The sequence below is a fragment of the Gilliamella sp. LMG 34359 genome, assembly GCF_984569085.1.
This window is the reverse complement of the sequence record NZ_OZ474906.1, coordinates 507,549-532,396: the sequence shown is the minus strand read 5'-3', so window position 1 is coordinate 532,396 and position 24,848 is coordinate 507,549. Positions and strand designations below refer to the sequence as shown.

20 protein-coding genes and 3 pseudogenes are annotated in these 24,848 nt (G+C 32.6%); 18 read left to right on the top strand and 5 right to left on the bottom strand.

Features of this window, described 5'->3' with window-relative positions; translation table 11 throughout:
- The 6 genes from AC5LXV_RS02570 to AC5LXV_RS02545 are packed head-to-tail and all read left to right on the top strand — an operon-like array spanning window position 1 to window position 6,033.
- A complete protein-coding gene (locus tag AC5LXV_RS02570) occupies window positions 1–807 on the top strand; it encodes an MBL fold metallo-hydrolase (RefSeq protein WP_493460543.1) in 807 nt (268 codons plus the stop codon).
- Window positions 804–2,093, top strand: coding sequence for a F390 synthetase-related protein (locus tag AC5LXV_RS02565; protein WP_493467307.1), 1,290 nt, complete (start codon window positions 804–806; stop codon window positions 2,091–2,093). The genes AC5LXV_RS02570 and AC5LXV_RS02565 overlap by 4 nt, the downstream gene beginning before the upstream one ends.
- Complete coding sequence (locus AC5LXV_RS02560; protein ID WP_493467306.1) at window positions 2,090–2,698, top strand: phosphatase PAP2 family protein; 609 nt, start codon at window positions 2,090–2,092, stop codon at window positions 2,696–2,698. The genes AC5LXV_RS02565 and AC5LXV_RS02560 overlap by 4 nt, the downstream gene beginning before the upstream one ends.
- Before the next feature lie 11 nt (window positions 2,699–2,709).
- Window positions 2,710–3,816, top strand: coding sequence for a sterol desaturase family protein (locus AC5LXV_RS02555; protein WP_493467305.1), 1,107 nt, complete (start codon window positions 2,710–2,712; stop codon window positions 3,814–3,816).
- Window positions 3,806–4,918 (top strand): fatty acid desaturase family protein, encoded by a 1,113-nt coding sequence (locus AC5LXV_RS02550; protein ID WP_493467304.1) that lies wholly within the window; start codon window positions 3,806–3,808, stop codon window positions 4,916–4,918. Before AC5LXV_RS02555 ends, AC5LXV_RS02550 begins: the two co-directional genes overlap by 11 nt.
- A gap of 26 nt (window positions 4,919–4,944) precedes the next feature.
- Window positions 4,945–6,033 carry a fatty acid desaturase family protein gene (locus tag AC5LXV_RS02545; RefSeq protein WP_493467303.1) on the top strand — a complete coding sequence of 363 codons (1,089 nt, stop codon included), beginning with the start codon at window positions 4,945–4,947 and terminating at the stop codon, window positions 6,031–6,033.
- Between the two features lie 183 nt (window positions 6,034–6,216).
- Here the strand turns inward: AC5LXV_RS02545 and AC5LXV_RS02540 are convergent.
- The 3 genes and pseudogenes from AC5LXV_RS02540 to AC5LXV_RS02530 all read right to left on the bottom strand — a co-directional run.
- Window positions 6,217–6,576: pseudogene (locus tag AC5LXV_RS02540) on the bottom strand (STM2766 family helicase-associated protein); the annotation flags it as partial.
- A gap of 454 nt (window positions 6,577–7,030) precedes the next feature.
- Window positions 7,031–8,128, bottom strand: coding sequence for a type VI immunity family protein (locus AC5LXV_RS02535; protein ID WP_493467302.1), 1,098 nt, complete (start codon window positions 8,126–8,128; stop codon window positions 7,031–7,033).
- A 238-nt stretch (window positions 8,129–8,366) separates the two neighbouring features.
- Window positions 8,367–9,017: a hypothetical protein gene (locus tag AC5LXV_RS02530; protein ID WP_493452666.1), complete on the bottom strand. Its 651-nt coding sequence runs from the start codon at window positions 9,015–9,017 to the stop codon at window positions 8,367–8,369.
- Between the two features lie 414 nt (window positions 9,018–9,431).
- Between AC5LXV_RS02530 and AC5LXV_RS02525 the strand changes: the two genes are divergently transcribed.
- The 3 genes and pseudogenes from AC5LXV_RS02525 to AC5LXV_RS02515 all read left to right on the top strand — a co-directional run.
- Window positions 9,432–9,638, top strand: a complete 207-nt coding sequence (locus AC5LXV_RS02525; RefSeq protein WP_493467301.1) for a hypothetical protein — start codon at window positions 9,432–9,434, stop codon at window positions 9,636–9,638.
- 3 nt (window positions 9,639–9,641) lie between these two features.
- Window positions 9,642–9,716 (top strand): JAB domain-containing protein, encoded by a 75-nt coding sequence (locus AC5LXV_RS02520; protein WP_081300876.1) that lies wholly within the window; start codon window positions 9,642–9,644, stop codon window positions 9,714–9,716.
- A gap of 175 nt (window positions 9,717–9,891) precedes the next feature.
- A pseudogene (locus tag AC5LXV_RS02515) lies at window positions 9,892–10,245 on the top strand (DUF4268 domain-containing protein); the annotation flags it as partial.
- 627 nt (window positions 10,246–10,872) lie between these two features.
- Here AC5LXV_RS02515 and AC5LXV_RS02510 read toward each other — a convergent pair.
- Window positions 10,873–11,055 (bottom strand): hypothetical protein, encoded by a 183-nt coding sequence (locus AC5LXV_RS02510; protein WP_493452665.1) that lies wholly within the window; start codon window positions 11,053–11,055, stop codon window positions 10,873–10,875.
- A 56-nt stretch (window positions 11,056–11,111) separates the two neighbouring features.
- A complete protein-coding gene (locus AC5LXV_RS02505) occupies window positions 11,112–13,040 on the bottom strand; it encodes a BglG family transcription antiterminator (RefSeq protein ID WP_493467300.1) in 1,929 nt (642 codons plus the stop codon).
- A 170-nt stretch (window positions 13,041–13,210) separates the two neighbouring features.
- On the opposite strand from AC5LXV_RS02505, the gene AC5LXV_RS02500 reads away from it, so the two are divergent.
- The 9 genes and pseudogenes from AC5LXV_RS02500 (at window position 13,211) to AC5LXV_RS02460 (ending at window position 24,815) form a co-directional block, all read left to right on the top strand.
- Window positions 13,211–13,672 carry a PTS sugar transporter subunit IIA gene (locus AC5LXV_RS02500; RefSeq protein WP_025316765.1) on the top strand — a complete coding sequence of 154 codons (462 nt, stop codon included), beginning with the start codon at window positions 13,211–13,213 and terminating at the stop codon, window positions 13,670–13,672.
- Window positions 13,669–13,986 carry a PTS fructose transporter subunit IIB gene (locus AC5LXV_RS02495; protein ID WP_025316764.1) on the top strand — a complete coding sequence of 106 codons (318 nt, stop codon included), beginning with the start codon at window positions 13,669–13,671 and terminating at the stop codon, window positions 13,984–13,986. The genes AC5LXV_RS02500 and AC5LXV_RS02495 overlap by 4 nt, the downstream gene beginning before the upstream one ends.
- A gap of 20 nt (window positions 13,987–14,006) precedes the next feature.
- Entirely contained in the window at window positions 14,007–15,104 is a 1,098-nt protein-coding gene (locus AC5LXV_RS02490) for a PTS fructose transporter subunit IIC (protein WP_493467299.1), read from the top strand.
- A gap of 21 nt (window positions 15,105–15,125) precedes the next feature.
- Window positions 15,126–17,822: a mannosylglycerate hydrolase gene (gene mngB, locus AC5LXV_RS02485; protein ID WP_493467960.1), complete on the top strand. Its 2,697-nt coding sequence runs from the start codon at window positions 15,126–15,128 to the stop codon at window positions 17,820–17,822.
- A 127-nt stretch (window positions 17,823–17,949) separates the two neighbouring features.
- Window positions 17,950–18,810: pseudogene (scrK, locus tag AC5LXV_RS02480) on the top strand (fructokinase ScrK).
- A gap of 224 nt (window positions 18,811–19,034) precedes the next feature.
- Window positions 19,035–19,190, top strand: coding sequence for a carbohydrate porin (locus AC5LXV_RS02475; RefSeq protein WP_493467959.1), 156 nt, complete (start codon window positions 19,035–19,037; stop codon window positions 19,188–19,190).
- A 913-nt stretch (window positions 19,191–20,103) separates the two neighbouring features.
- The gene (locus tag AC5LXV_RS02470) at window positions 20,104–21,690 is read left to right on the top strand and encodes an FGGY-family carbohydrate kinase (protein ID WP_493467298.1); all 1,587 of its coding nucleotides are present in this window, start codon (window positions 20,104–20,106) and stop codon (window positions 21,688–21,690) included.
- A gap of 16 nt (window positions 21,691–21,706) precedes the next feature.
- Entirely contained in the window at window positions 21,707–23,353 is a 1,647-nt protein-coding gene (locus AC5LXV_RS02465; RefSeq protein WP_493467297.1) for a signal transduction protein, read from the top strand.
- Window positions 23,354–23,432: 79 nt separating this feature from the next.
- Complete coding sequence (locus tag AC5LXV_RS02460; protein WP_110424550.1) at window positions 23,433–24,815, top strand: MFS transporter; 1,383 nt, start codon at window positions 23,433–23,435, stop codon at window positions 24,813–24,815.
- Window positions 24,816–24,848 lie beyond the last annotated feature (33 nt).

The following is a 24,848-nucleotide window of genomic DNA, read 5'->3' as shown; positions in this document are numbered from 1 at the left end:
ATGGCAAAAATTATACCCTTTAAAGCCGGATATTGTACCCATATTGCCTGCATGGCAATGCGGGGAGCGGGGTTTAATGTCTGTCAATTTCCTGCACGAGCTTGGCTGATTGAGGTAGATGGCTATCGTTGGCTTTGGGACACCGGCTATGCAGATTATTTTAAACAATATACCCAAAAAGGCATATTTAAGCTGTATCAAAAAACGACCCCAGTTTACCTTAATCAGGGAGAATCGCTTAAAGAACAATTTAATGTATTGGGAATCGATCTGGCTAGTATACAGCACGTTATTATCTCACATTTCCATGGTGATCATATTGCGGGATTAAGAGATTTTACGCATAGTCGATTTATTTGTTCTCAACTCGGCTGGCAAACAGTAAAACCATTACGTGGTTTTTTTGCGCTTAAACAAGGTTTTGTGCCCAGCCTGATTCCTACTGATTTTGAACAACGGGTAAGTTTCATTGAACAGTTTGAACGTTGTACGCTCGCACCGGAATTATCACCTTTTACATATGGCTATATTTTACCTAATAGCAAAAAACAGGTAATTCTAGTCCCCTTACCGGGACATGCTGCCGGTCATATTGGCGCATTCATTCTGACCGATAATGGTTGGACGTTACTAGCAAGTGACGCAGCATGGGTGAAAGCAAATTATAAAGAACTAAAAAAACCATCACGACTAGCTAATTTAATTATGTCAGATTCTCAAGCTTATTATTTAACCCTTAATCAGCTTCATCAACTCTCTTATCATCCTGATGTTACCATTTATTTAAGCCATGAGGGGGAAGAATGAGGTTACTAAAAATACTGTGGTATTATTGGCGCACCAAACATCTAACATTTAAAAATCGCGCTGCACTTCAAACCTATCAACTAAAACAATTACAAAAATTTAAACAACGCGTTTTAACTCGAAGCCCCTATTTCAGCCAATTTATCCAACAACCATTCGAAATCTGGCCATTAATGAATAAAAAAATAATGATGGAAAATTTCGATCAAATGAATACCGAACATCTTACCTGCCATTCCTTATTGGCATTGGCTCAACAAAGTGAACAACAACGTGACTTTAGTGCCAAAATGGGGAAATTTAGTGTCGGCTTATCATCAGGCACATCTGGGCAACGAGGTCTTTTTGTTGTGAGTCCGAAAGAGCAACAAATGTGGGCGGGTGTCATATTAGCAAAAATGTTGCCACGCGGATTACTAACCAAGGAACGTGTAGCCTTATTTTTAAGAGCGGATAATCACCTTTACCATAGTACAAACAGCCATCGACTAACATTTCGCTTTTATGGTCTTTATGATAATTTTCAACAGCAACTTGAATCGCTAAATGACTATCAACCAACGATTATTGTAGCGCCAGCACAAGTACTACGAGCCCTTGCCTTAGAAAAACTTGATAACAAATTAAAAGTGAATCCAATTTTAGTCATATCCGCAGCTGAAGTACTAGAAGAACAAGATAAAGCGTTAATCAAACAAGCCTTTCAGCAAGTAGGTGAAGTCTATCAAGCGACAGAAGGATTTCTGGCTGCCACTTGTCCATTGGGTACACTTCATTTGAATGAAGAATTTCTCTATATTGAACCACAATGGATAGATGAAGATCGCTTTATACCAATTATTACTGATTTTACTCGCGAAACGCAGCCTATCGTGCGTTATCAGTTAGATGACATTTTGGTACGACGGTCAACACCTTGCCCTTGTGGCCTGCAAGGAATGGCGATCACACATATTGAAGGTCGGTGTGATGATCAGTTACTTTTGACCGATCAACAAGCAAAGCCATTAACCATTTTTGCCGATTATTGTAGTCGAATAATAGCTAATCATTTACCGTTAACTTGTGACTATCGTTTAATTCAACATACAAAACATCATGTTGAGTTAATCGGCTGCTGCTCACCAGCATATTTAAGTCAATGCCAACAGGCATTAACGGCTCATTTTATACAACAAGGTGCTAATGTTGATGAATTAGTATGGACATTGACGGCAGTCGATACGTTATCGAAACAATTTGCCCAGAAAAGACGGCGGATCATTCGTCAACGAGGTAGCCAATGAAACCCTTCTTCAAGCGTTTAGCCTATTTAATCATTGGCTGGGGCATGGTGGGAGTCTGCTACCACAGTGCCGCTACACTACAGCGCGAACCATATTTACTGCAGGTTTCTTTCATTGACCAATGGATAACATTTACTCCTCATGCTGTTTGGTTTTATCTTTCGTTTTTCCTGATCGTACCTATCTGTTTTTACGTCGCACCTTATAAGCATGTACGTTGGATGTCGATCTGTTTTATGATCAGTAGTTTTTTAGCTGCATTGTGTTATCTTATTTTTCCTACCACAATGGTTTTCCCGATCGATCAGGGTACTTCGGCCAGTTCTTGGTTGCTGAGCAAACTGATTGATATTGATGTACCCGTTAACTGTTTTCCCTCACTGCATGTCGATCTAACATTACTGGCTATTTGGGGGACTTTAGATAAGCATCATCCCGTACGTAATACTGTATTAGTATTATGGGGAATCATGATTGCCTTATCCATTATTCAACTTCGGCGACATCTCTTTATTGATTTTGTCGGAGGTGTAGTTCTAGCTCTCACTGTTGGGTGGAGTGTGCGTTTTGTATTTAGTCGTTTGGTCAATCAATCTTTAGAATAGTGATAATAATTATGATGGAATTAATTTTACCCCTAATAATCATGTTAATCATGATCATGGCTGAAGCTTTTATTTTACAATTCATTAAAAAAGTAACAATTAACTGGTCCGATGTTGTTTTCAATCTCAACTCTGGACTTTTAATGCTCTGGTTATTCCGCGGGCTTGAGTTAGTTTGTTATCATTTCATGTATACACATTTTAGTTTCAATTTATTTGTGCATGTTCCTATTATAATAACGTGGCTATTTACCATACTCGCGTGGGATTTTGGCTTTTATTGGGAACATCGATTACACCATAAAATCCCCATGTTATGGGCAATTCATATGGTCCATCATCAAGGCGAACACTTTAATTTATCGTTAGCTATCCGTAACTCTTGGTATTCATCACTAACCTCAATCCCATTTTTTGCATTACTGGCTATCGCCGGCGTTCCAACCTCGATTTTTATTACGGTATCCATTTTCCATTACTCTATCCAATTCTTTAATCATAATGCAATCACGCCTAAATTAGGGATATTAGAACGGATTTTAGTAACACCAACGCATCATAAAGTTCATCATCTTAAAGACCAGTATTATGCTAACAGTAACTTTTCTGGTTCATTTATCATGTGGGATAAGCTCTTTGGTACCTTTGAAACCACTCCCAAAGACAAATCAATTAACTACGGTAGTCAAGGTCTGATCTCGCAAAACCCTTTTTGGGCGAGTATGTTACCTTTTATGCACTTATTGAAAATTCCATTTAAGCCTACTCAAGGCTTTTATCGTTTGCCAACGATTTTATTGGTCAGTGGTTGTTTATTTCTATTCAGCCTAGCGATCTGTTATGTATATGATTATGGCTACGGTTATCAAGATCCCAATGTCATCCAATACTCATTATTTAGTTGCTTAGTTTTAGCCAGTATCGCATTAGGGGGTATTGCAGAAGGAAAACATTGGGCAATCATCAGTTGGTTTATATTGTGCTGGTTTATTCCCCTATTTTTTATTATTTTCCTGCAATGGTCAGCTTTATATTGGTTACTATTTATGGGAATGATAGCTTTACATGGTTCTATTACACTCATTATATGGCTGAAAAAGAAATATCATGTCAACTAAGCCACTACCCAAGCTAGACTATTCTAATTATGCCGAGACAGCCTTTCATCAAAGGCTGATGAGTGAAGCCGAGGCTTATTTAACCCCTAAAGGCGATCACCGTTACGCCAATAGCACGTTAATTTGCAGAAATATATTACTGTTAGTGCTTTGTGGTTTGTGCTACTTGTTAAGTTTACAACAAGTAAACGTATGGCTATTTGCGCTTTATTATTTTGGTTTTGTTATGCTAGCAATGCTAGTTAATATTAATGCCCAACATAAAGCCTGCCATAACGTGCTTTTTCGAATGCCATTAGCTAACCGCATTTTTGGGCGTTTAGTTACTTTGCGTTTAGTTACTTTGCCTTTAGGCGTTGATCCTCATTATTGGCGAGTCAGGCATGTCGATTATCATCACATCTATCCTAATATGGAAAACTATGATCTAGATATGGAAGAAAATGGCGTCTTTCGCCAACCCCCTTTCCAAAAATGGTATCCTCATATGCGTTACCAAACTTATTACTGGCCGTTCATTGCTGGCTTATCATTGCCTTATATTGCTTGGGTATTTGATGATCAGTTAGGAAAAACATCACTAGCAGCAGATAACAAAACGTTAACGGGTATCAAAGGTTGGGGATTATTTTTAGCAAGCAAAATTTTGCATTTCACAATCGCTTTAATCGTACCCATGCATATCCTCGCGAGCGTGGGAATAAGTTGGTATTTGGTGCTATTAGTTTATCTACTAACACCAATGCTCTCCTCTTTATTTGTTGTCTGTTTATTATTAGGCACACATTGGGTTGACCCGGCCTTCTATACGGCGCCTAAGAATAATCAAATCGAACATGGAGGGTATCATCAACAATTTACTCCATGTTGTGATTGGTATTCCTCCCCCAAGATATTGAACGAATCATTAGGTAGACTTAATTTATATTTGACTCATCACTTGCTTTCGGGTTGGAGTCACCATCATTACTCGGCTTTAATGTTGATTGTTGAACGGTTTGCAAAAGGATATCAATTGCCTTATCGGCGATTAAGCTATCCTGAACTGCTCACTTCACAACTGAAATTTATTAGTAAAATGGATCAAAAACCGGAATTATGATTTTTCATATAAAAGAGAAGCAAAAAATGCAACAGCCTCAACCAATACTACATTTTACCGCTGAACAAGATGCATCATTACGCAGTGCATTAAACGCCGCTGCTAAAAATTATTTATGTTCCACCAATGAACATCGTTATGCAGATACGGGAATGTTTATAAAATTAGGCTTACTTTCTGCTTTGTGCTTACTCTTTTACTTTATGGCACTTTGTCAGCAATCGGCATGTGTATTCTTTGTATGTTATTTTCTATTTATTACACTTGCTTTATTATTAGCGATAAATGTTGTTCATGATGCATCACATAATGTCTTTTTTAAATCAAGTAAAGCCAATGTTTGGCTTAATCGCATTATAACCATACCTTTAGGCATTGATCCTGAATGCTGGCGTATTCGCCATGTTATCCAACACCACCCGTTTACCAATATAGAATATTACGATCTTGATATTGAATATAATGGTGTACTTAGGCAAACACCTTTTCAAGTTCATCATTGGTTTATGCGTTATCAGCAATACTACTGGCCATTAGTGGCTGGAATGACCTTCCCTACTATTATTTGGTGTTTCGATTGGCAGGATCGATTGGGTCTAAAATTTGATAAAAACAAATTTACTTATAACGGCATCATTGGTTGGACAGCCTTTTTAATTATCAAATTCCTACACATAATTTTAGCTATCGTTCTACCTTATGTTATTTGTTCAGAATTTAGTATCTGGTTTATTTTACTCACCTACTGCTTAAGTCAGTTTTTTGCCTCACTGATTTTTGTTATCCTCATCTTAGGAACTCACTGGGCAAAAGCAACCTTTTATCAAGCACCTGACAATGGAATGATGCCACATGGACCAATCCAACATGTATTTAATACCACTCTAAATTGGCGTCTTAAATCGCCGACGATGGAATACTGGTTAGGCGGACTGAATTTACACTTAACACATCATATCTTTCCTGGTTTTAGCCATCGCCATTACCAACATTTAACCAAAATAATTCAACAGATCACCGAACAATATCAAATTGATTATCACGAAATTACCCTCTTAGAATTATTCAAACAACAACAGCTTTTTTTAAAACAGATGGGGAAACGTGGTGATTGATAGGTTTAATTTATTTGATTACCAAGAAGGTAATTTAAAATTAAAGCTTTTTTTAATATGCTTTTTATCTAGTTATTAATTAAATTTTTATATAAACATTATAATTAATTATTTACTCAATAAAATGATATTCAGTTTCTATAGATAAACAATCTATCATTTTTTCTATATTTAATGATTTATTTAATCCCAATTTAAAGGTTGTATTAGAACAATAGAACAATAGAACAATAGAACAATAGAACAATAAAATAAATCATAGTGATTTAAAGGATGTAACTTTCCATTCGTTCTTACAGGATCATAATCATAACGAATATAATCGTCTTCATAAGTAAATAAATTAATTATTAAAATTTTTAACAAATATGATTGATAATATAATTCCTCAAAAAAGATTTCTGAAACAAATGTTTTATTTGAAAATAGCACTAATACATCAGAAGTAATTTTATTATCAATTTTTACTTCATCAAAGCTAGAATAGAGTTCTAACGTATTTCCATTAGCAATGACTTTAAACGGCAAACCGATAGTAAAATATTTATCTTTTTTTACCTAAAAAACGTGATATTTTTGATAAAATTAAATGCATGTGACTCAATGGTTCCCTTATTGGAGTTTATATCACCAATAAGCATTAATTTGATACTGTTCATTAAAAGTATAATTACATCCTACTTAGATCTTATTGGTTTGAAAAAATCATCTATTTGATAATTATCTAATATAAATTCTTTTTCATAATTATTTATTATCATTTATAAAACCATAATTTTATCTATTTTTTGCATAATTAATTTACGATCAAATTTTTTCCTACAAGGGCTTTTATAACATTAAACAAATTAGATCTAAAATTTTGTAAAATATTAAATTTATTCAAATATATTATATGTATACATCATAAAATGAAACCTATGTCTCATTATGGTTGAATGCTGTAACAATGTTTTTTTCATCTTCTGTAGGTGGAGTAATTAATAATGTTGATGTTTCATTGATGTTCTTTAACCCTTGTTGAAGAGTTTTTGCTAATCCAAACCTTTGAATCAATATTAATAATCTGCGCCGATTGTTTTTCATGATTTACTGTAATATCGATTGCTTCTACATTATCAAACCGACTTTGCCACTCCTGTGATGTTCGATTGTTAAAACAAATTTCACCGTTTATTGAACCAAAACCTAATGAGGCAATTTCTGGCGCCCGTGCCGGTTTTAATAAGGCATTAACATTGACATAGTGCTTAGGATAGGGGTTAGATGCTACATCACCCAGCTCAGGCACTTCACCAGCCCGAACAACCACACCACCAGAGTAAGGATAAAAACGGATCTCGTTATCATCATTACGCTCTTTCAACGTCTCAAGATTGCCTAATTTATCTGTTATAAGTTGGTCATTTAGTATAGTTAACCAGTTGATACATTTAAAACCTTCTCTAAGGTGCTCATCATCTTCATCGTTAGAGATATCTAAACCCAGAAACTGATGTGCCAATTCATACTCTAAATATTGATAATCGTAATATTCGTGACTATGTTGTATGCCTAAACCAAAAAATCCATGCATTGGCTGTAATATTTCACTGATTTGTTGATTTAACTCTATTAATTGCTCCACACCAAACTCTTTAAGTTCCGATATAGGTAAATAGAGCTGAACATAACTTATGTCCTGATGTAATTTTTCATACCATTCTGCTCTTGAATAGACGTGGCATAAATATTCTGGAACAAATTCTAAATTACCAACATTACCCCAATAAAAGCATATATTATCTGTTCCAGCTAGATTAATTTGATTAATTTTTTCATGTAATGTTGTTTGTGTATAAGAATTTAGATTATTGGGTTCACCGTCAATATATCCAAACTTTAGCTTATCACCCCAATATTTATCATATAGTGCCAAAACCTCACCTATGGCTTGACGCTTTTCAGGTAGATAACCTTGATCTAAGTAATAACACCCCACCAAGCCTGTTTTTATTGCATCTTCAATATTATCGGGATCCAAATAATGTCCATATGTAAATCTGTTATAGTTTTTCTGATATTCATCTAACAATTGCTGTAATTTATTTTGCATAGCATATCCTATAATTTATGATGCATGGTATTTGTCGGTCGGCTACTTGCCTAGAATAAAATTGTTGTCGATAAAGATAGTAATAAGTTTTACAATTATTTTTATCAGTTCAAGCTCTGTTTTTATTTTATTTAGTTACGGCAGAAACAACTTCATATCCCAAAATATTGTTTATTTTATTCAGGTGAACACTATCTAATATTTTGGTGGGATCATTGTATACATTTGAAAATCAAACTTATTTACACACATTCATCTCTTTCCCATCTTTAAAAAGATAATGACATTTAATAGATTCTAGTAATTTAAATTTGCCATTATTTTCTATTGAATATTTACCCCAAAAATTTAGTGTTTGCCCTTCTTCTAATATATTAGAACTTAATACATAGATATGATTATTAATAAAATAATATTGTGATTTTGCACTATAACTATCCATATCATACTCATTAGAGTAAATGATTAGCTGATCAATTACTTTATCATTCATTTCTGTATATATTTTAACCTCATCATCTAATAAGTTATCCGGATAATTTGGTTCTTTTGTTTTTTTTAAAAATAAATTGATACCGTTTATAGGTGTTAAATATATTTTCTCATTTAATTTCATGTTATCAACTATATTTTCATAATCAAAAGTCATCTTAGAAAAAATACATTTTTTTCTCTCTTCATTGATTTCTTTATCAATTCCTTCATATGGTTGAGCCACGGTACAAGATAAATCTATTTTTTTAGCAAACTCTTTTTTACTTATAAGTTCATCACCTATGTAGTTCTTGGAATCGAGAATTAATTTTGATTTTATACTGGTATCTTTTATCTCTGCATTAAGATTAAAGAAGAAAAAACAAAGCAACATTATAAATAATTTTTCTTTCATAAATTATAATTCTTAAACATGATTAATCATTAGGATAATTTAATCTCTTTTACTTTAGTATTATCAAAATCACCTGAGTGTAAATGAGTATTATAAAGTGCATATTATTGATTAGTATTATTTTTTATCCTCTATTATCTCACATTTATATATTGTATCCATAAATATATCATTTATATGATGCAAACTAAAAAAAATCTCGCTTCGACTGTTAACCGCTAATCCTCTCTTTATTTTTTAATAAGTTGCGTGTAAAAATCACAACTTTTTCTATGTAATCACCTAACTTTTTTATTATATTTATTCTGCCAAAACCAACTTTCTGACTAGTGAGCGAGTTGTTTTTCAATATCGGTTATTTCTTGTTTATTATTTTGAATTAAACAAAACGTTAGATAAATAAGGAAGTATGATATGTCAGATGAATTACCTTTACTATTTGATAAACTCTTTCAGCTTTGTTTGACCGGTGGTTATGGTTTTTCATCTGCTTATACCTTAGCTCAGCAACATAAAGCCAATTTTCCCCTACATTCAGATAATCTAAATAATCAACATCAGTTAATTAAAATAGGAACCCTTTTTATGGGGACAATTAACTCTGTGGAAATCCATCACTGAGAAATAATTAAGCAAGTACTTAAGTATAATGCAGTAGCTGTTATTTTTGTCCATAATCATCCATCAGGCAAATCGTAATCTAGTAATGCAGATCGTAATATCAATCAAAAGTTAACAAATATTAAATATCGTTGATATCCGAATATTAGATCAGATCGTGATGGTATTTTTCTTTTTCTGAACAAGTAAAAGGGTAATTTTTGAAAATTTATTTAAGATTTATTGATCGTTTTTAACGATATGACTTTAGAGGTCAGGGCTAAGTGGTTGCCCTTACAATCTAATTTTTAGCCAAAAAGCGCTACGTGTTGAACTGTGGTTAAGTAAAAGCTCCACAGACGAAAATAAATTTCTTTTTGATTCTTTATTTAAGATGAAAAATGAAATAGAAAATACATTTGGAGCTCCACTTGAATGGATGCGCTTGGATGATAAAAAGGCTTGCCGAATTCAATTTTCACATACAGTCGATGGTTATAATATGGAAGAATGGCATCAATATACACAATGGCATTTGGAGTATATGAGTAGGTTTGAACGTGCTTTTAAAGCACCATTAAAAAAAGCAGGTAATGCACTTAAACAAGATAGCAAAAATATAGTTTAGTTATGTGATGGTCTTGGCATCTTATAAAAGGATTTTAACATGAGTACCGCACAACTTTTTATCAAGCTTGGTTAGAGGTTATTAGTAGTAATAATCAAGAACGGACTATATTCAGTTTTCTATTTTAGAAAAAACCTGTCTATATCTGAAAGCAGTAGTTATATCTTTTATAGTAGATTGAAACTCAATAAGCAAAAACATTTAGATCGCATGGTTGATTAGGTATTGGAGAATTATGCAGAGGCCGTAAATCCATGATATTTTTGTTTATGAGAATAAGTAATTCCTATTATTAATATATTGAATTGATTGATATCACAATCCTTAATTCCTAAAGCGACTGTCAAATTAATTTTCAGTAATGAATTTTAATTTGGCAATTAATCTATAATTCTGAATTTCAGACATAGTTTAGATAATATAATCCCATTCTTTAAATCAATGTTAAACTAAAAAGAGTAAAGTTTTAGCTGAACATAAATATCTAAATATCAAGTTATTATGCTTAAGGATATAAACTTAGATACATTTCCTCACCTAAAATCCCTCAATCCAATTAAAGTTTATTATCTATACCGTATACGGGAATAGATAAAATAAAGTATCTCTTAATATAGAAAACTTCTTTTAAAAATCAGGGATCTTTTCAGCTTGTTTTGCAAGGCCATTAAAAGTTGCATTACTGATAGGGAAAGGGTGATGGTTTGGTAAGTGAGGTTTGATCTGTGAAATAACACTAGGCATGAGCGATTTAAAATTAATAAACATTCCTTTAGCCAGATTTTCATCTAGTCCAACGCGTTTATCCATCGTAATAAAATATTGATGGTTACAATAAAGCCCATTCACAATGAAATATAATTAACCTATAAAATACTTAGTAAATTTTTAAATTCATGGAATGTATAAGCTTTTAATAATTGTTTTGTCATGGCTTTATCATCAATTAAATTTAATATTAGATCATATAAATTATCTGTAATTTCATTATCAGTTTTCGATATTGCAAGTAAAAATATAAAATTACATTTTTTATCTTTCTCCCATTGTATCCCATTCGGAAATATAGCAACTGATACTCTTGATCTGTTTGCACTCATTGTCATAGAGTGAGGTATAGCAATGACATCATTAATCAATGTTGTCTGTAAGCTCTCTCTTTCTAACACACTAGACACAAAATCCGCTGAGACAATATTTTGTTTTTCTAGATCACCTGTCATTTTTACTAATAAGTCTTTTTTAGATAATTTATCAGTGTCAAAGTAATAAAAATTTTCAGGATTAAAAAGTTGCATAACATTATTATTAATTTGATCATCGATTAGATAATATTTTAAATCATCAATTGCTTTATCTATATTTGACATATCAATGTAAGCAGTGGGAGTATTTTCTTGAGTAAATGGAAGTGTGGTAATTGTTAGATCTATGTCACTTATATTTGCTAATTGAAATTCCGCATAGGAGTATGTTTTTTTTATATTAAATTTATTAGGGAATTTTTTATTTATTTTTGATTCTATAATTTTACTCATCGCAAAGCCACCACCACAGACGATAATCACATTAAGCTGTTGAGTTTTTGCTTTATGCCTTTCAATAGCGCCAGCTATGTGTAGTGCTATATATCCGACTTCATCTTCAGAAAAAAAGATGTTGTATTTTTTACCAATTACGCCTAGATGGGTTAAACTTAAACTATAGGCAAATGGGAAAGAATTTATTATTGTACTGAGTATTGGATTTTTTCTTTCTTTATCTATTGAACTAATTTTAATAAAATTCTCAATATGGTTAACTAAATCTTCAAATAAGATCTTATCTTTAGTCCAATCAAGATTAGATGTCTCATATATTGATGTTAATAATTCATCAACGATGATCGACGATTCAGATGGGTGATTTTTAGGGTTTTTGATTAATCTAGGTACATTAATGGATAAAGTTAGAATAAAATAGTTGATTTCATTAATGGGTAATGTGATTGAGAATGCGTTTTCTACTTCCTTAAGAAATGAATATATTGCATCTAATGCATGATCCATTAACTTTGGAACTTCAATGGATATTTCATTAATTGTTAACCCTTCTTTTACTCTAGCTATCGCCAATGCAATAGTCGATATTATATTTTTATGATAAAAATCAGAGTTCAATAATTGTAGAGAATATAAGTGTTTTGATTCTAATGTATTTAATAAATCTAAATCAATATTTGACAAAAATAACTTTTCTAAGTCAGTGAATCCAACCAAATAAGATTGTAAATCGTTAATCAAAAATAAATCTAATATAGCTTTTCGTTTATCGTATTCTGTGCCAATAACTTTAAACCCAGTATTTGTATTATTAATTAGTTTTAAATTATAGTTTGATAATGTTTTACGTATATTTTTCAAGTACATATATAATGTATTTTTGCTTATACATAAATGTTCCATTAATTCATAAACGGAATAATATTTTAGCTCATTCAATAATAAAGCGAATAAATAATTCTGACGTTCTTCTAAAGAGCCTAATAAACTATAACCTTCAGTTTTATTAAAATTACCCCACCAGTCGATGATTTTTTTTTCATCTTCACAATCTAAGATATAACCTTTTTGTCTTATTAATTTTATTTTGGCATTTTTATCAATTAAATAATCATTTAGGTTAGAAATGTCCGTGCGAATAGTTCGTTCAGACACATTAATTGTCGACGCAATATCTTTAATTAAGATGGGCTCTTTTTTAAGTAAAAAAAAATCAAATAAATCATCTAACCGTTGGTACGAAAATTTACTCATAGTAATAAGAGGCCTCATTTAAAAAATCACTATCAATATGATATTACTTCTAGAAAAAAAGATAGTACATTAATTTTCCAAAATAAAATGAAAATGTATGGATATGCTTTTTTATAACATCTCTTATTATATTAATTAATCCATTTTATTTAATTAAAGGTACTAAAGTAATGAATCTTTCAGAAAATAATATTTTTTTGAATTTAAACGTAGAAAGTAGAGATGAGTTATTTGATTTTTTATCAAGTAATGCTTTTAAACATAATTACGTCAATGATATTAAAAAAACTATGGAAGCATTTATCGATAGAGAAAAAGAATCATCGACAGGATTGATTGATGGGTTTGCAATTCCTCATGCAAAAGATGACGCGGTTATTACCCCAACTGTATTTTTTGCAAAATTAGCTAAACCGATAGAATGGGAAACATTTGATGAGAGTAATGTTCAATATGTTTTTGCTTTATTCGTACCTAAAAATGAGGCTGGCACTACTCATATTATGATGATAAGTAAACTAGCTACTGCTTTAATGGAAGATGATTTTAAAAATGAAATAAAAGCATCAACAGATATAAATAAAATTATATCACTAATCAGTAAGGAAATGACAAGAGAGGTATTAGTATGAAAATTGTTGGTATTTCAGCCTGCCCAGCAGGACTAGCGCACACTCCTATGGCAGCTAAAGCATTAGAGAATGCAGGTAAAAAATTAGGTTATGATGTAAAAATTGAGCAACAAGGATCTTTAGGGCAAGTTAATAAAATTTCACAAGCTGAAGTTGATGAAGCTGATTTTGTTTTATTAGCAACAGATCAAAAAGTAATAGATATGGATAGATTTAAAGATAAGCCTCAATTAAAAGTTAGTATTGCCACTTGTATTAAAGCTCCTGAAGCAGTTTTAAAAAAATGTGTGAATATCATAGAAAGTAGAAAATAACTAAATAAGAGAAAATTAATATGAAAAAAATAATGTTTGAGTTGAAAGGGCATTTGATGAGTGGCATTAGTTTTGTTCTACCATTAATTATCGGAGCTTCTTTAGTAATTGCTATTCCCAAAATGATAGCATTATCTATGGGTATTACTAGTCTAGATATTTTTAAAGATAGTGCTGGTTTTGAGCACTCTCTTTATTTGATAGAACAAGTGGGTTGGGTAGGTATAGCATTAATAAATACGGTATTAGCTGGTTTTATTGCATATTCTATTGGTGATAAGGCTGCACTTGGTGCTGGATTTATTGGTGGAGCTGTTGCTAGTTCAACTAATGCTGGATTTTTAGGTGCGGTGATTGCTGGATTTTTAGCTGGCTATTTAGTTAAATTGGCAAAAAATAAAATTCATCTACCAGCATCATTTTCAGGCGTAATGCCACTGGTTATCCTACCTTTAATTGCCACTTTATCTGTAGCTATCATTATGGGAGCTGTTTTATCTGAACCACTAGCTTTGATTAACACAGGATTAGTTAATTGGATCAGAAGTATGATCGCGAATGACGTCAGCCAATTATTATTAGCTATTATTCTTGGGGGAATGATCGCTTCTGATTTAGGTGGCCCAATTAATAAAGCTGCATGGATGGCAGGAAATGTGTTATTAATTGAACAGATTTATATGCCAGCAATCATGGTTAATATTGCTATTTGTGCTATTCCTATGGGATATGCTTTTGCAACGTTATTCCATAAGAAAAAATTTAATGCTGAATTATTAGATGCAGGCCGGAATAATTTTGTGATGGGATTTATTGGTATTACCGAAGGTGCAATACCATTTACTTTAGTAAACCCATTAAAGTTAGTACCAATTAATATTATTGGTGGAGCTATAGCATCAGGTTTAGGTGTTTTATTAGGGATGTTTGACAAGATGCCACCTGTTGGCGGTGTTTATGGTTTCTTTACTGTCGGAAATGGCTGGGCATATTTAGTCGGTCTATTTGTTGGTGCTGCTTTCATCGGTTTTTTTGCGCCATTGTTTGTTAACTTTAAAAGAGATGATGAGCAAGAATTAATAGATATTGATGATATTGAGATCAGCATTGAAAATTAAACTTAATTTAAATAGGCCAAGATAATGAAAAAAGTACATGTAGTTCCGCATACTCATTGGGATAGAGAGTGGTATTTCACAACTAGTCGCTCTAAAGTATATTTGATGCATGATTTTAAAAGAGTCATTGAATTATTAGAAGATGAAAATGGATATGATTCATTTTTATTAGATGGTCAAGCATCTCTTTTAGATGATTATCTCAAATGGAGACCGCAAGATAAACATAGAATAGAATCACTAGTAAAAAAAGGTAAGTTAATTATAGGTCCTTGGTATACTCAAACAGATCAGTTAGTGATATCTGGTGAAAGTATTATCAGAAATATGCAATATGGTATGAGAATTTGTAGTGAATTTGGTGGATATATGCCAGTTGGTTATGTTCCAGATTCATTTGGTCAATCGTCAAGCATGCCTCAAATTTACTTAGAGTTCGGCATTAAAGATACAATGTTTTGGCGCGGAGTTAGTGATGATGAAGTCAAAAAAACAGAGTATAGATGGAAAGGAGAAGATGGTTCAATTGTAAATGTATTCCAAATTCCTAGTGGTTATTACATTGGCGGAGCTATTCCTGAGGATTCGCAAGAACTAGCAACTTATTTGAAACAAGATCCTTTTAAAAAAACATGGGCAAGAAGTTCAACTAATCATGTTTTTTTCCCTAATGGATTTGATCAAGCTCCACCAAGAGAAAATCTATTAGAATTAATAGCTAGAATGAATGAATTATATAAAGATGAGTTTGAATTAGAAATATCTACTATAGAAAACTATATAAATGCTATAAAAAATGAAAATCCGGACTTAGAAGAGATTAGTGGTGAGTTAATTAATGGAAAATTAATGAGAATTCATAAAACTATTTTTTCTTCGAGATCAGATTTAAAACAGTTAAATACACAAACTCAAAACTATCTTGTTAATATAATGGAACCTATTTTAAGTATTTCTATGTCATTAGGTTTCGAATATCCAGTAGAAACAGTTCGTGAAATATGGAAATTGATGTTTGAAAACGCTGCGCATGATTCGATAGGTTCGTGTGTATCTGATTCTGCTAATGAAGATATCTATATGCGCTACAAACAAATTAGGGATATTTCGGAGAACTTGATAGAGCTTACAATGAGAAATATATCGATGAGAATTGATAATTTTTCTGGTAAAGAAATCACTCTAACTGTATTTAATACTTTTAATAAATCTAGAAGTGGAATTATTGAAGCAGATGTTTATTTACCACAAGAAGATTTTAGAATATTAGATCAGCAAGGTATGGAGATTCCCTATACAATTTTAGAATTAGTAGATCAGACACAATATGTTCTTAATCAAGGAAATATTCTTAATCCAAGTAAAAAAATATATATTCCAGAAAAAGTATATAAAGCAAAAATTGCGTTAGAATCATCTAATCTACCTGGCTTAGGTTATAACCAACTAACGCTTGATTTGAATGGCAGTACACATAAAAAAATCAAACAAAAATCTACTAATGTAATTGAAAATAGTTATTATACAATTACTGTTAATAAGAATGGTTCTTTAGACATTTTAGATAAAAAATCAAATGTAACCTATAAAAATCAAGCTATTATAGAAGATAATGGTGATGATGGAGATTCCTTTAATTATTCACCTCCGGTTAACGATTTAGTTGTTTATTCTACAAATTTTTCACCTACGATAACGATAAAAGAATCAGATATCGTTAGTATGGTTTGTATAGATTTTGAAATGTTAGTACCTAAAAATCTACAAGAAAGATCACAAAGAAAATGTACAACTTTATTACCAATCACATTAAATTTAACCATTAAAAAAGACTCTCCTGTAATTGATTTTTCATTACAAGTAGATAATACATTAGTTGATAGCCATCGAGTATGTGTATCTTTTGATACAAGTATTGCATCTAAATTTTCAACGGCAGATCATCAATTTGGTGTAATAAAAAGACCGGTGCTATTTGAAAAAGAAATGAACTTATGGGAGCAAAATAAAAACTCTTGGAGTGAGCAACCTATAGCAATCGAAACTTGCCAAACTTTTGTAACTTTATCTGATGAAAATAAAGGGGTTGCAGTCGTACCAAAAGGTGTTCGAGAATATGAAATCATTGGCGATGATTACAGTATTATCCGATTAACTATATTTAGAACATATGGTTTTATGGGAAAAGAGAATTTAATGTACAGACCAGGACGAGCTTCTGGTGAAACAACGATTAAAACTCCTGATGCCCAGTGTCATAAACATATGACATATTCGTTTTCGGTTTTTTATTATTCTGAATCATTTAACTCTTCAAATGTTGCGGAGTTAGCAAAACAAATATTATCACCAGTTCAAGTTTACCAAATAGCAGATTTTTTAAACTCAAGATTAATATTTACATTATCAGATGTAGATAAAACACTTCCTGTTACTTTTAGTATGCTAGAAACCAGCGGAGATTTAATTTTAAGTGTTATAAAGAAAGCTGAAGAGAGACCTGGTTATATTTTAAGATTTTATAATGGTAAATATAAACAGATTAGTCATTCAACAATTAAATTTAAGCATAAAATTAAACTAGCTGAAAAAGTTAATCTTCAAGAACATTGCTTAGATAATCTAGATATATTTAATAATAGTATTGATATTAAAGGTATTGATCACGCTAAGTTTGTTACGATTTATATCGAATTTGAAAATCAATTAACTCATTAATAAAGCGAATAAAATTTAGCCAATATGGATGATGTTGGCTAAATTATTTATAGTTATATTATTTAAAATAATATAAATCATAATAAGTTTATTTATGATATTGAATTTATTTTGAAGAGGTTCAAAAATGAATTTATTTGGAAGTATTGAGGCTGGTGGAACGAAATTCCTCTGTGCAGTAGGAAATGAGAAAAATGAGATAATTACGAGTGAAGTTATCCCAACCACAACATATGAACAAACAATTAAACAAGTTAATCACTTTTTCAGTGTGAATAGAGTTTCATCAATTGCCATCGGCAGTTTCGGTCCTATTGATAATAACAAGAATAGTGATAAATACGGATATATTTTAAACACACCTAAACAAGGATGGTCTAATGTTGATTTAGTTTCTCCTATTCAAAAAGAATTAGATATTCCTGTGTTTTTTACAACAGATGTTAATTCAAGTGCTTACGGAGAAATGCATTTAAATTCATGTGATAATTTGATTTATTACACAATAGGGACGGGAATTGGCGGTAGTGTTATTCAAAATGGCCAATTTATAGGTGGCGTAGGGCACCTATAAATGGGACATCAAATGGTAAAAAAACATCTGTTAGATCAGGACTTTAATGGAGTTTGCCCATTTCACCATGATTGCTTAGAGGGATTGGCATCAGGACCAAGTATTGAAGCTAGAACAGGTATTAAGGGTGAAAATATAACCAGTGATTCATATGTATGGGATGTGCAAGCCTTTTATATAGCTCAAGCCATTTTCAATGCAACATTAATAATACGACCTAAAATGATTATTCTTGGTGGCGGTGTAATGTATCAAGATCATATGTTAGGTAGAGTTAAAGCACACTTTAAACTGCTCATGAATAATTATATTGCAATTGAAAATGTGGATGAATATATAAAAACACCATCTATAGAAAATAATTGTAGTGCAACAATTGGTAATTTTTTACTGGCCAAAAAATTACTTTCTTAAATCAAGATTATTTTTTATATGTACACACACTATATTTAATCGTAATTTGAAAAAATTGTAGTTTATTTATGTGATTACATAATACTTTAATCGGAGATCGAGTAATGGAATATTCTAAACTTTTTGTCGCTTTATACTGTTTATCCAGTTTTCCTACGTTTGCACAAATTGAGTAGCAAACTAGCCAAGGTGGTTTAAAATTATATGGTGATGTCGAATTCAATATCGATGCAGCATATTTAATTCCCAATGTAATGGATATGGCTAACTTTAGTATCTATCTAGGTTCTTACTGGTCACATTTATCTCGTGATGAGAATCAAGGCGGTGGCTCTGATAATCGTTATGGTGCACGGGTAAGATTTAAATATTTCTTCTAACTATCTAATCTAATTAATATTTTTATCCTAGCTCGCTAAAGCAGGATGGAAATATTAAATCATTTCAAAATTAGAGTTTTTTACTTATCATATTATTTTAGACATTAATTGATTTAATACTTTTATTTATATAATAACACTTTGAAAAGATGGTGATTCATTTGTATGTTTAGCCGTTAAAAATATTTAAATTCAAGCAAGTTGACTATGGATATAAAAGTGGATACAGATAGTTTTTATTTGAATTAAAGTTATTTAATATAGGTAGGTTATTGTTTTATTTAGATTCCAAGTCAGGGCGCCAATCACCAAATGTTAAGACCTGCTTCTAGCAGGTTTTTTATGTCTAAATCCTTTTCAAAGCAGCCTCCCAACAACATTTCTCTATCAATCAACGTCAACTCCCCCTAAATTAAGTAAAAAAATAGATGCATTCAGTTGGATAATGATGCTCGACCTAAAAATTGTTTTAAAATCTTTATTGGCAATAGTTACCATAAACTGCTTAGGTTTTATTATTTATTCTAAAAATCAAATAATTGTATTAATTTTTAAAGTCAATTGAAGCCAAATTTGCTAAGTGAATAGTCAACTGCTGAACACTTATTTGAAACTAAATACTAAGTAGCTTTGATAAATAGACTTGCCGATTAATTAAAACTAATCCGACCATAATTGTTCAATTATTATGAATAATTATTCAATAAAATCATATTATTAACTCTATAAATATCATTTATCCAGTAAAGAAGTGTTGGTTTTACTGGTATTTTCAACTAGAGGTTTATAGCTGAAAAAACAATAAATTACATTAATATTCATGATCTGCATCACATAATCACATAATTATTGTTGTTGGTTCCAAATTATTTAAATATATTGCTAACACGAGTTAGCAAAGGGTATTTTAAAGATGGAAATTTATTTTATTGGTGTTGATGTAGGTTCGGCTAGTGTACGAAGTGCAATATTCGATCAACAAGGTAATCGAATTGCATTTGCAGTAAGACCAATCCAACAATTTCATTCGAATGTTGATTGGGTCGCGCAATCATCTTCTGATATTTGGGATCAAGTTTGTTCTGCTGTAAAAGAAACGGTTCTTCAAGCAAAAATAGATAAAAATAAGATCGTTTCTATTGGCTTTGATGCGACATGTTCTTTAGTTGCTATCGGCCATGATGGCTCACCAATTTCTGTTTCGGAAAATGGATCATTGCATGAAGATATCATTATGTGGATGGATCATAGAGCTAAAAAAGAGACCACTGATATTAACTTAACTAATGATCCGGTTTTGAAGTATGTTGGCGGTGAAGTTAATGTTGAGATGGAACTGCCTAAAATTTTATGGCTGAAAAACAATCACCCAGAAAGATATCAAGCAACATGGCGATTTTTTGATTTAGCGGATTATCTAGTTTGGAAATCAACCTCAGCAGATGTCGCCAGTGTTTGTACATTGACTTGCAAATGGAACTATCTCTCTCATAAAAAACGATTTGATGAAAAATTCTTAGCCAAAATTGGACTAAATGATGTGCTCGCTAAAATACCTAAGTCGGTAACTGAATTGGCTGAGGCGGTTGGTACACTTACACCAAAAGCAGCTATTGAACTCGGTTTAACTGAAAAGGTAATTGTTGCTAGTGGAATTATTGATGCCCATGCTGGCGGTGTTGCATTAGTCGGTAGTGATCCTAAAAATAGTTTAGCTATTATTAGTGGTACATCTAATTGCCATATGATAGTCAACCCAAAATCTATTTATGTTCCGGGTGTCTGGGGACCATATTATGGGGCAATGTTACCTAATTTTTGGTTAAACGAAGGCGGGCAAAGTGCTGCCGGCGCGCTTTTAGAATGGACAATTAGACAACATTCAGCTTGGCCGGAAATTGTTAAAGAATCAGAAAAAAAACAGTGTCATTATTATCAATTATTAAATCACTATGTTTATCAGTTAGAACAAAAAGAACAACGTCCAACACAAAATCTACACATCTTAGCCGATCATCATGGTAATCGTTCTCCTAGAGCTAATGCAGATGCTAAAGGGATGATTTCAGGATTAACACTCGAAACGGGGGTTATGGGCTTAACCAGAATTTACTTAGCAACCTTGCAAGCCATCGCCTATGGAACACTACATATCATCGACACACTAACTGAATCTGGTTACCAGATTGATAAGATCATTATGTGTGGAGGTGCAACAAAAAATCCACTGTGGTTACGCGAATATAGTGATGTAACTGGTCGTGAAATTGTTTTAGTCAAAGAGGAAGACGCGGTCAATCTTGGCGCGGCGATTTTAGCGGCAGTGGCAGCTAAAGCTTTCCCAAATATTCAAAGTGCCGCCCAATCTATGGTAGCTAGCGGTATCACAATCAAACCTAATTTTAACAGCCAAAATTTTCATAAACACAAATACCGTGTTTATTTGCAAATGTATCAAGATCAACAAAAGTATAACCAATTCATTAGTTTATCCGATTGAAAAAAAGGAGTAGAAAATGCTACAAGTCGTATTACCCAAACAATTAAATCCACAAAAAAGTGATGATAAAGAAATCATCATGATCACAAGTGGTGATTTGCGAGAAGCTGCAAATACCACATGCTGGCCTACACAGCTTAAATTTGAACACAAACTACAAGAATGTTTACAGAAACGTGGATATAAACTAACTCGTGCCTTTCCCGTTAATTCAGAAGTAGGACATGGTTTTCTTAGAACACAACGTGAAGGTTGTGATCATTTTGCCAATATTGACCCTGATGCCCCTTTAATTGTTCTTTTAACTGCTTGGCAGTATTCACATTATGTTGCGCCTTGCTTAGTTCATCATCGAGGACCTATTTTGCTATTAGCTAATTTTGAAGGAACTTGGCCAGGGTTGGTTGGTATGCTTTGTTTAGCGGGAACATTAACAAGCTTAGGGAAAAATTATTCAAGATTATGGTCTGAGAATTTTGACGATGACTTTTTTAATAGCTCTTTAGATACCTGGTTAAAGTATGGTTCTGTACAACACAATACTCAATATTTACATGATATTTCACCAGTACATCCTGTCATGGCAACATCAGCCGGAGAAATTGGGCGGCAAGTTGGTAACTATATTTTACAACATAAAGCTATCTTAGGGCTGTTTGATACCTTTTGTATGGGGATGATCAATGGCGTTTTTCCACAAAAATCATTGATCGATATTGGTATGCCACTTGAATCATTATCACAATCGGCATTATTAGTTGAAATGAACAAAGTACCAAAATCGTTACGTCAAACTTGTCTCAAATGGTATGAAGATCAAGGCATGAAATTCCAATTTGGTACAGATCCTCAAACAGAATTAACACGTGAACAAGTTGAAGAGCAATGTGCCATGATGATTGCCATGGCTCGCTTTTATAAACGCTATGGTTTATCCGCGATTGGAGTTCAATATCAACAGGGCTTGAAAGATAGTTGTGCGGCGTCTGATTTTGCAGAGGGTGCCATAGGTTCAACTCAGCGTTTCCCGATCCCAGATGATAATGGCGATATTATTGCCCCAGGAAAACCTATCGCTTGTATAAATGAAGTTGATATGGGTACCGCAATTCCACAAACCATGCTTTGGTATCTTCTTACCTCCTTAAATTTACCTGCCGAGACAACTTTACACGATGTTAGATGGGGTAGTGAATACAACGGCGTATTTTACTGGGATTTTGAAATCTCAGGCGCAGTTCCTTTTGAACATATTAAAGGTGGCATTGCCGGCGCAACAGGATATCGACAACCAGCAATGTTCTTTCCTTATGGTGGTTCAACCATTGCCGGACAAGGTAAAGCAGGACGTTTTATTTGGTCGAGAGCTCATTATGAAGGACTTGACGTCATTATGCATATTGGTACAGGTCATGCGGTGGAATTACCAGAAGCTGAATTTGAGCGTCGCCGTAAAGCAACCAATTATGAGTGGCCACTTATGAATGCCATTTTAGATGGTGTATCACGTAATGATTTTATGGCTGGGCATCAAAGTAACCATATCACTATTGCTTACGTTGATGAAGATAAAATTGCAGAAGTATTACAAGCTTTTGTTGCTCAATGTTTAACCCAAAAAATAAAAGTTAAAGTCGCTGGCGATGCATTTAGATTTTTTTAGTTATATCTAAATGTTTTGCTTAGTGTTGATAACGTGTGGGCTTTTTACATAAATTTGGTTAAAGGTAACAGGTAATAATATGAGTACATCCACAAGAAATATAGATGAGCTTATCTCATCGGTAAAAAATATATTTGATAATAAAGAGTCACCATCGGCAACAAAAGCTGGTTGGTTAATGATAACCGCTTTATTAATTGAATCATGGGATATCTATTCTATGGCATTCATTATTTATGCTTTAAATGATATTTACCACCCAAGTAGTTGGTTATTAGGTTTAACCGCCGCAGGAACACAATTAGGCGCAGTTATAGGTGCGTTAATGGGCGGCTGGCTAACAGACAAAATCGGCAGAAGAACAATTTTCCTTGGTTCAATGATCCTTTTTGCTATTTGCGCAATTTTACAAGGTATGGCACCTGATATGTATTGGCTAGCTGCAATAAGATTTTTTGCCGGTATTCCAGTTGGGGCTGATGTTGCTAATGGCTTCACTTATATTATGGAAGTGATGCCTAAAAAGAAACGTGAAGTTATGGCAAACCGTTGGCAATTTATGTTTGCATTAGGAATCATTGCTGCAATTTTATTAGTGACCATTTTGCAATTAGCTAATGTTGATAATTCTTTAATTTGGCGCATTGTTTTAGCTGTTCCGGCAATTCCAGCATTTGGACTATTGATGATGCGTAAAGAACTACCAGAAACACCAACTTGGTTAGTTGAAAGAGGTCGTTTTATTGAAGCAAAAGTCGCATCAAAAACATTCTATAAAGATGATTTTTTAGACGCATTACTACCTGACGAAAATGTACATATCGAACAACCAAAAGTTAACCAAGTATTAAAAGATGTATTTAAAAATAAATTTTCAAAGAAAACCACAATTTTTGGTTGGATCTCATGTGCTGTGCAATCATTTGAAAATTATGCATTTTCATTCTATTTACCGTTTATTCTAGTAACAATTGGAATCTCAGGACAAATACAAAATAACCTAGCATTAATTTTTATAAATTGCATAGCTGCAACCTCCGCTTTTGTTGGCCCATTATTGTTACCTAAATTAGGTCATAAAGGGATTAGTCAGTGGGGCTTCTTAATGGTAACCATTGGTATTTTAATTGCAGCTTACGGATTTTATGATCAAAACTTTATCTTTATTACATTTGGCGCTGCTTTAATGTTATGGGGGCATTATTGGGATTCTGAAAGTGGAATGACAGTTATTTCCCTAGTAGCAAAACCTGAGTATAGAGGAATTGCATCCGGTATTGGTTACACTATTGTTAAAGTGACTGCTTTTGTTACTACATTAGTTTTCCCCCCATTATTCAAAACCCTTGGCGTGCCGGTTGCTGCGGCCATCGTTTCAATTGGACCTTTCCTAGCATTTTTAGCGGCAACATTTATTTTGCCAGAAGTATTTGGACATGAAGAAAGTAACAAACAGAAATAAACAAGAATATTAAATTAGTAACAGAGAATTATA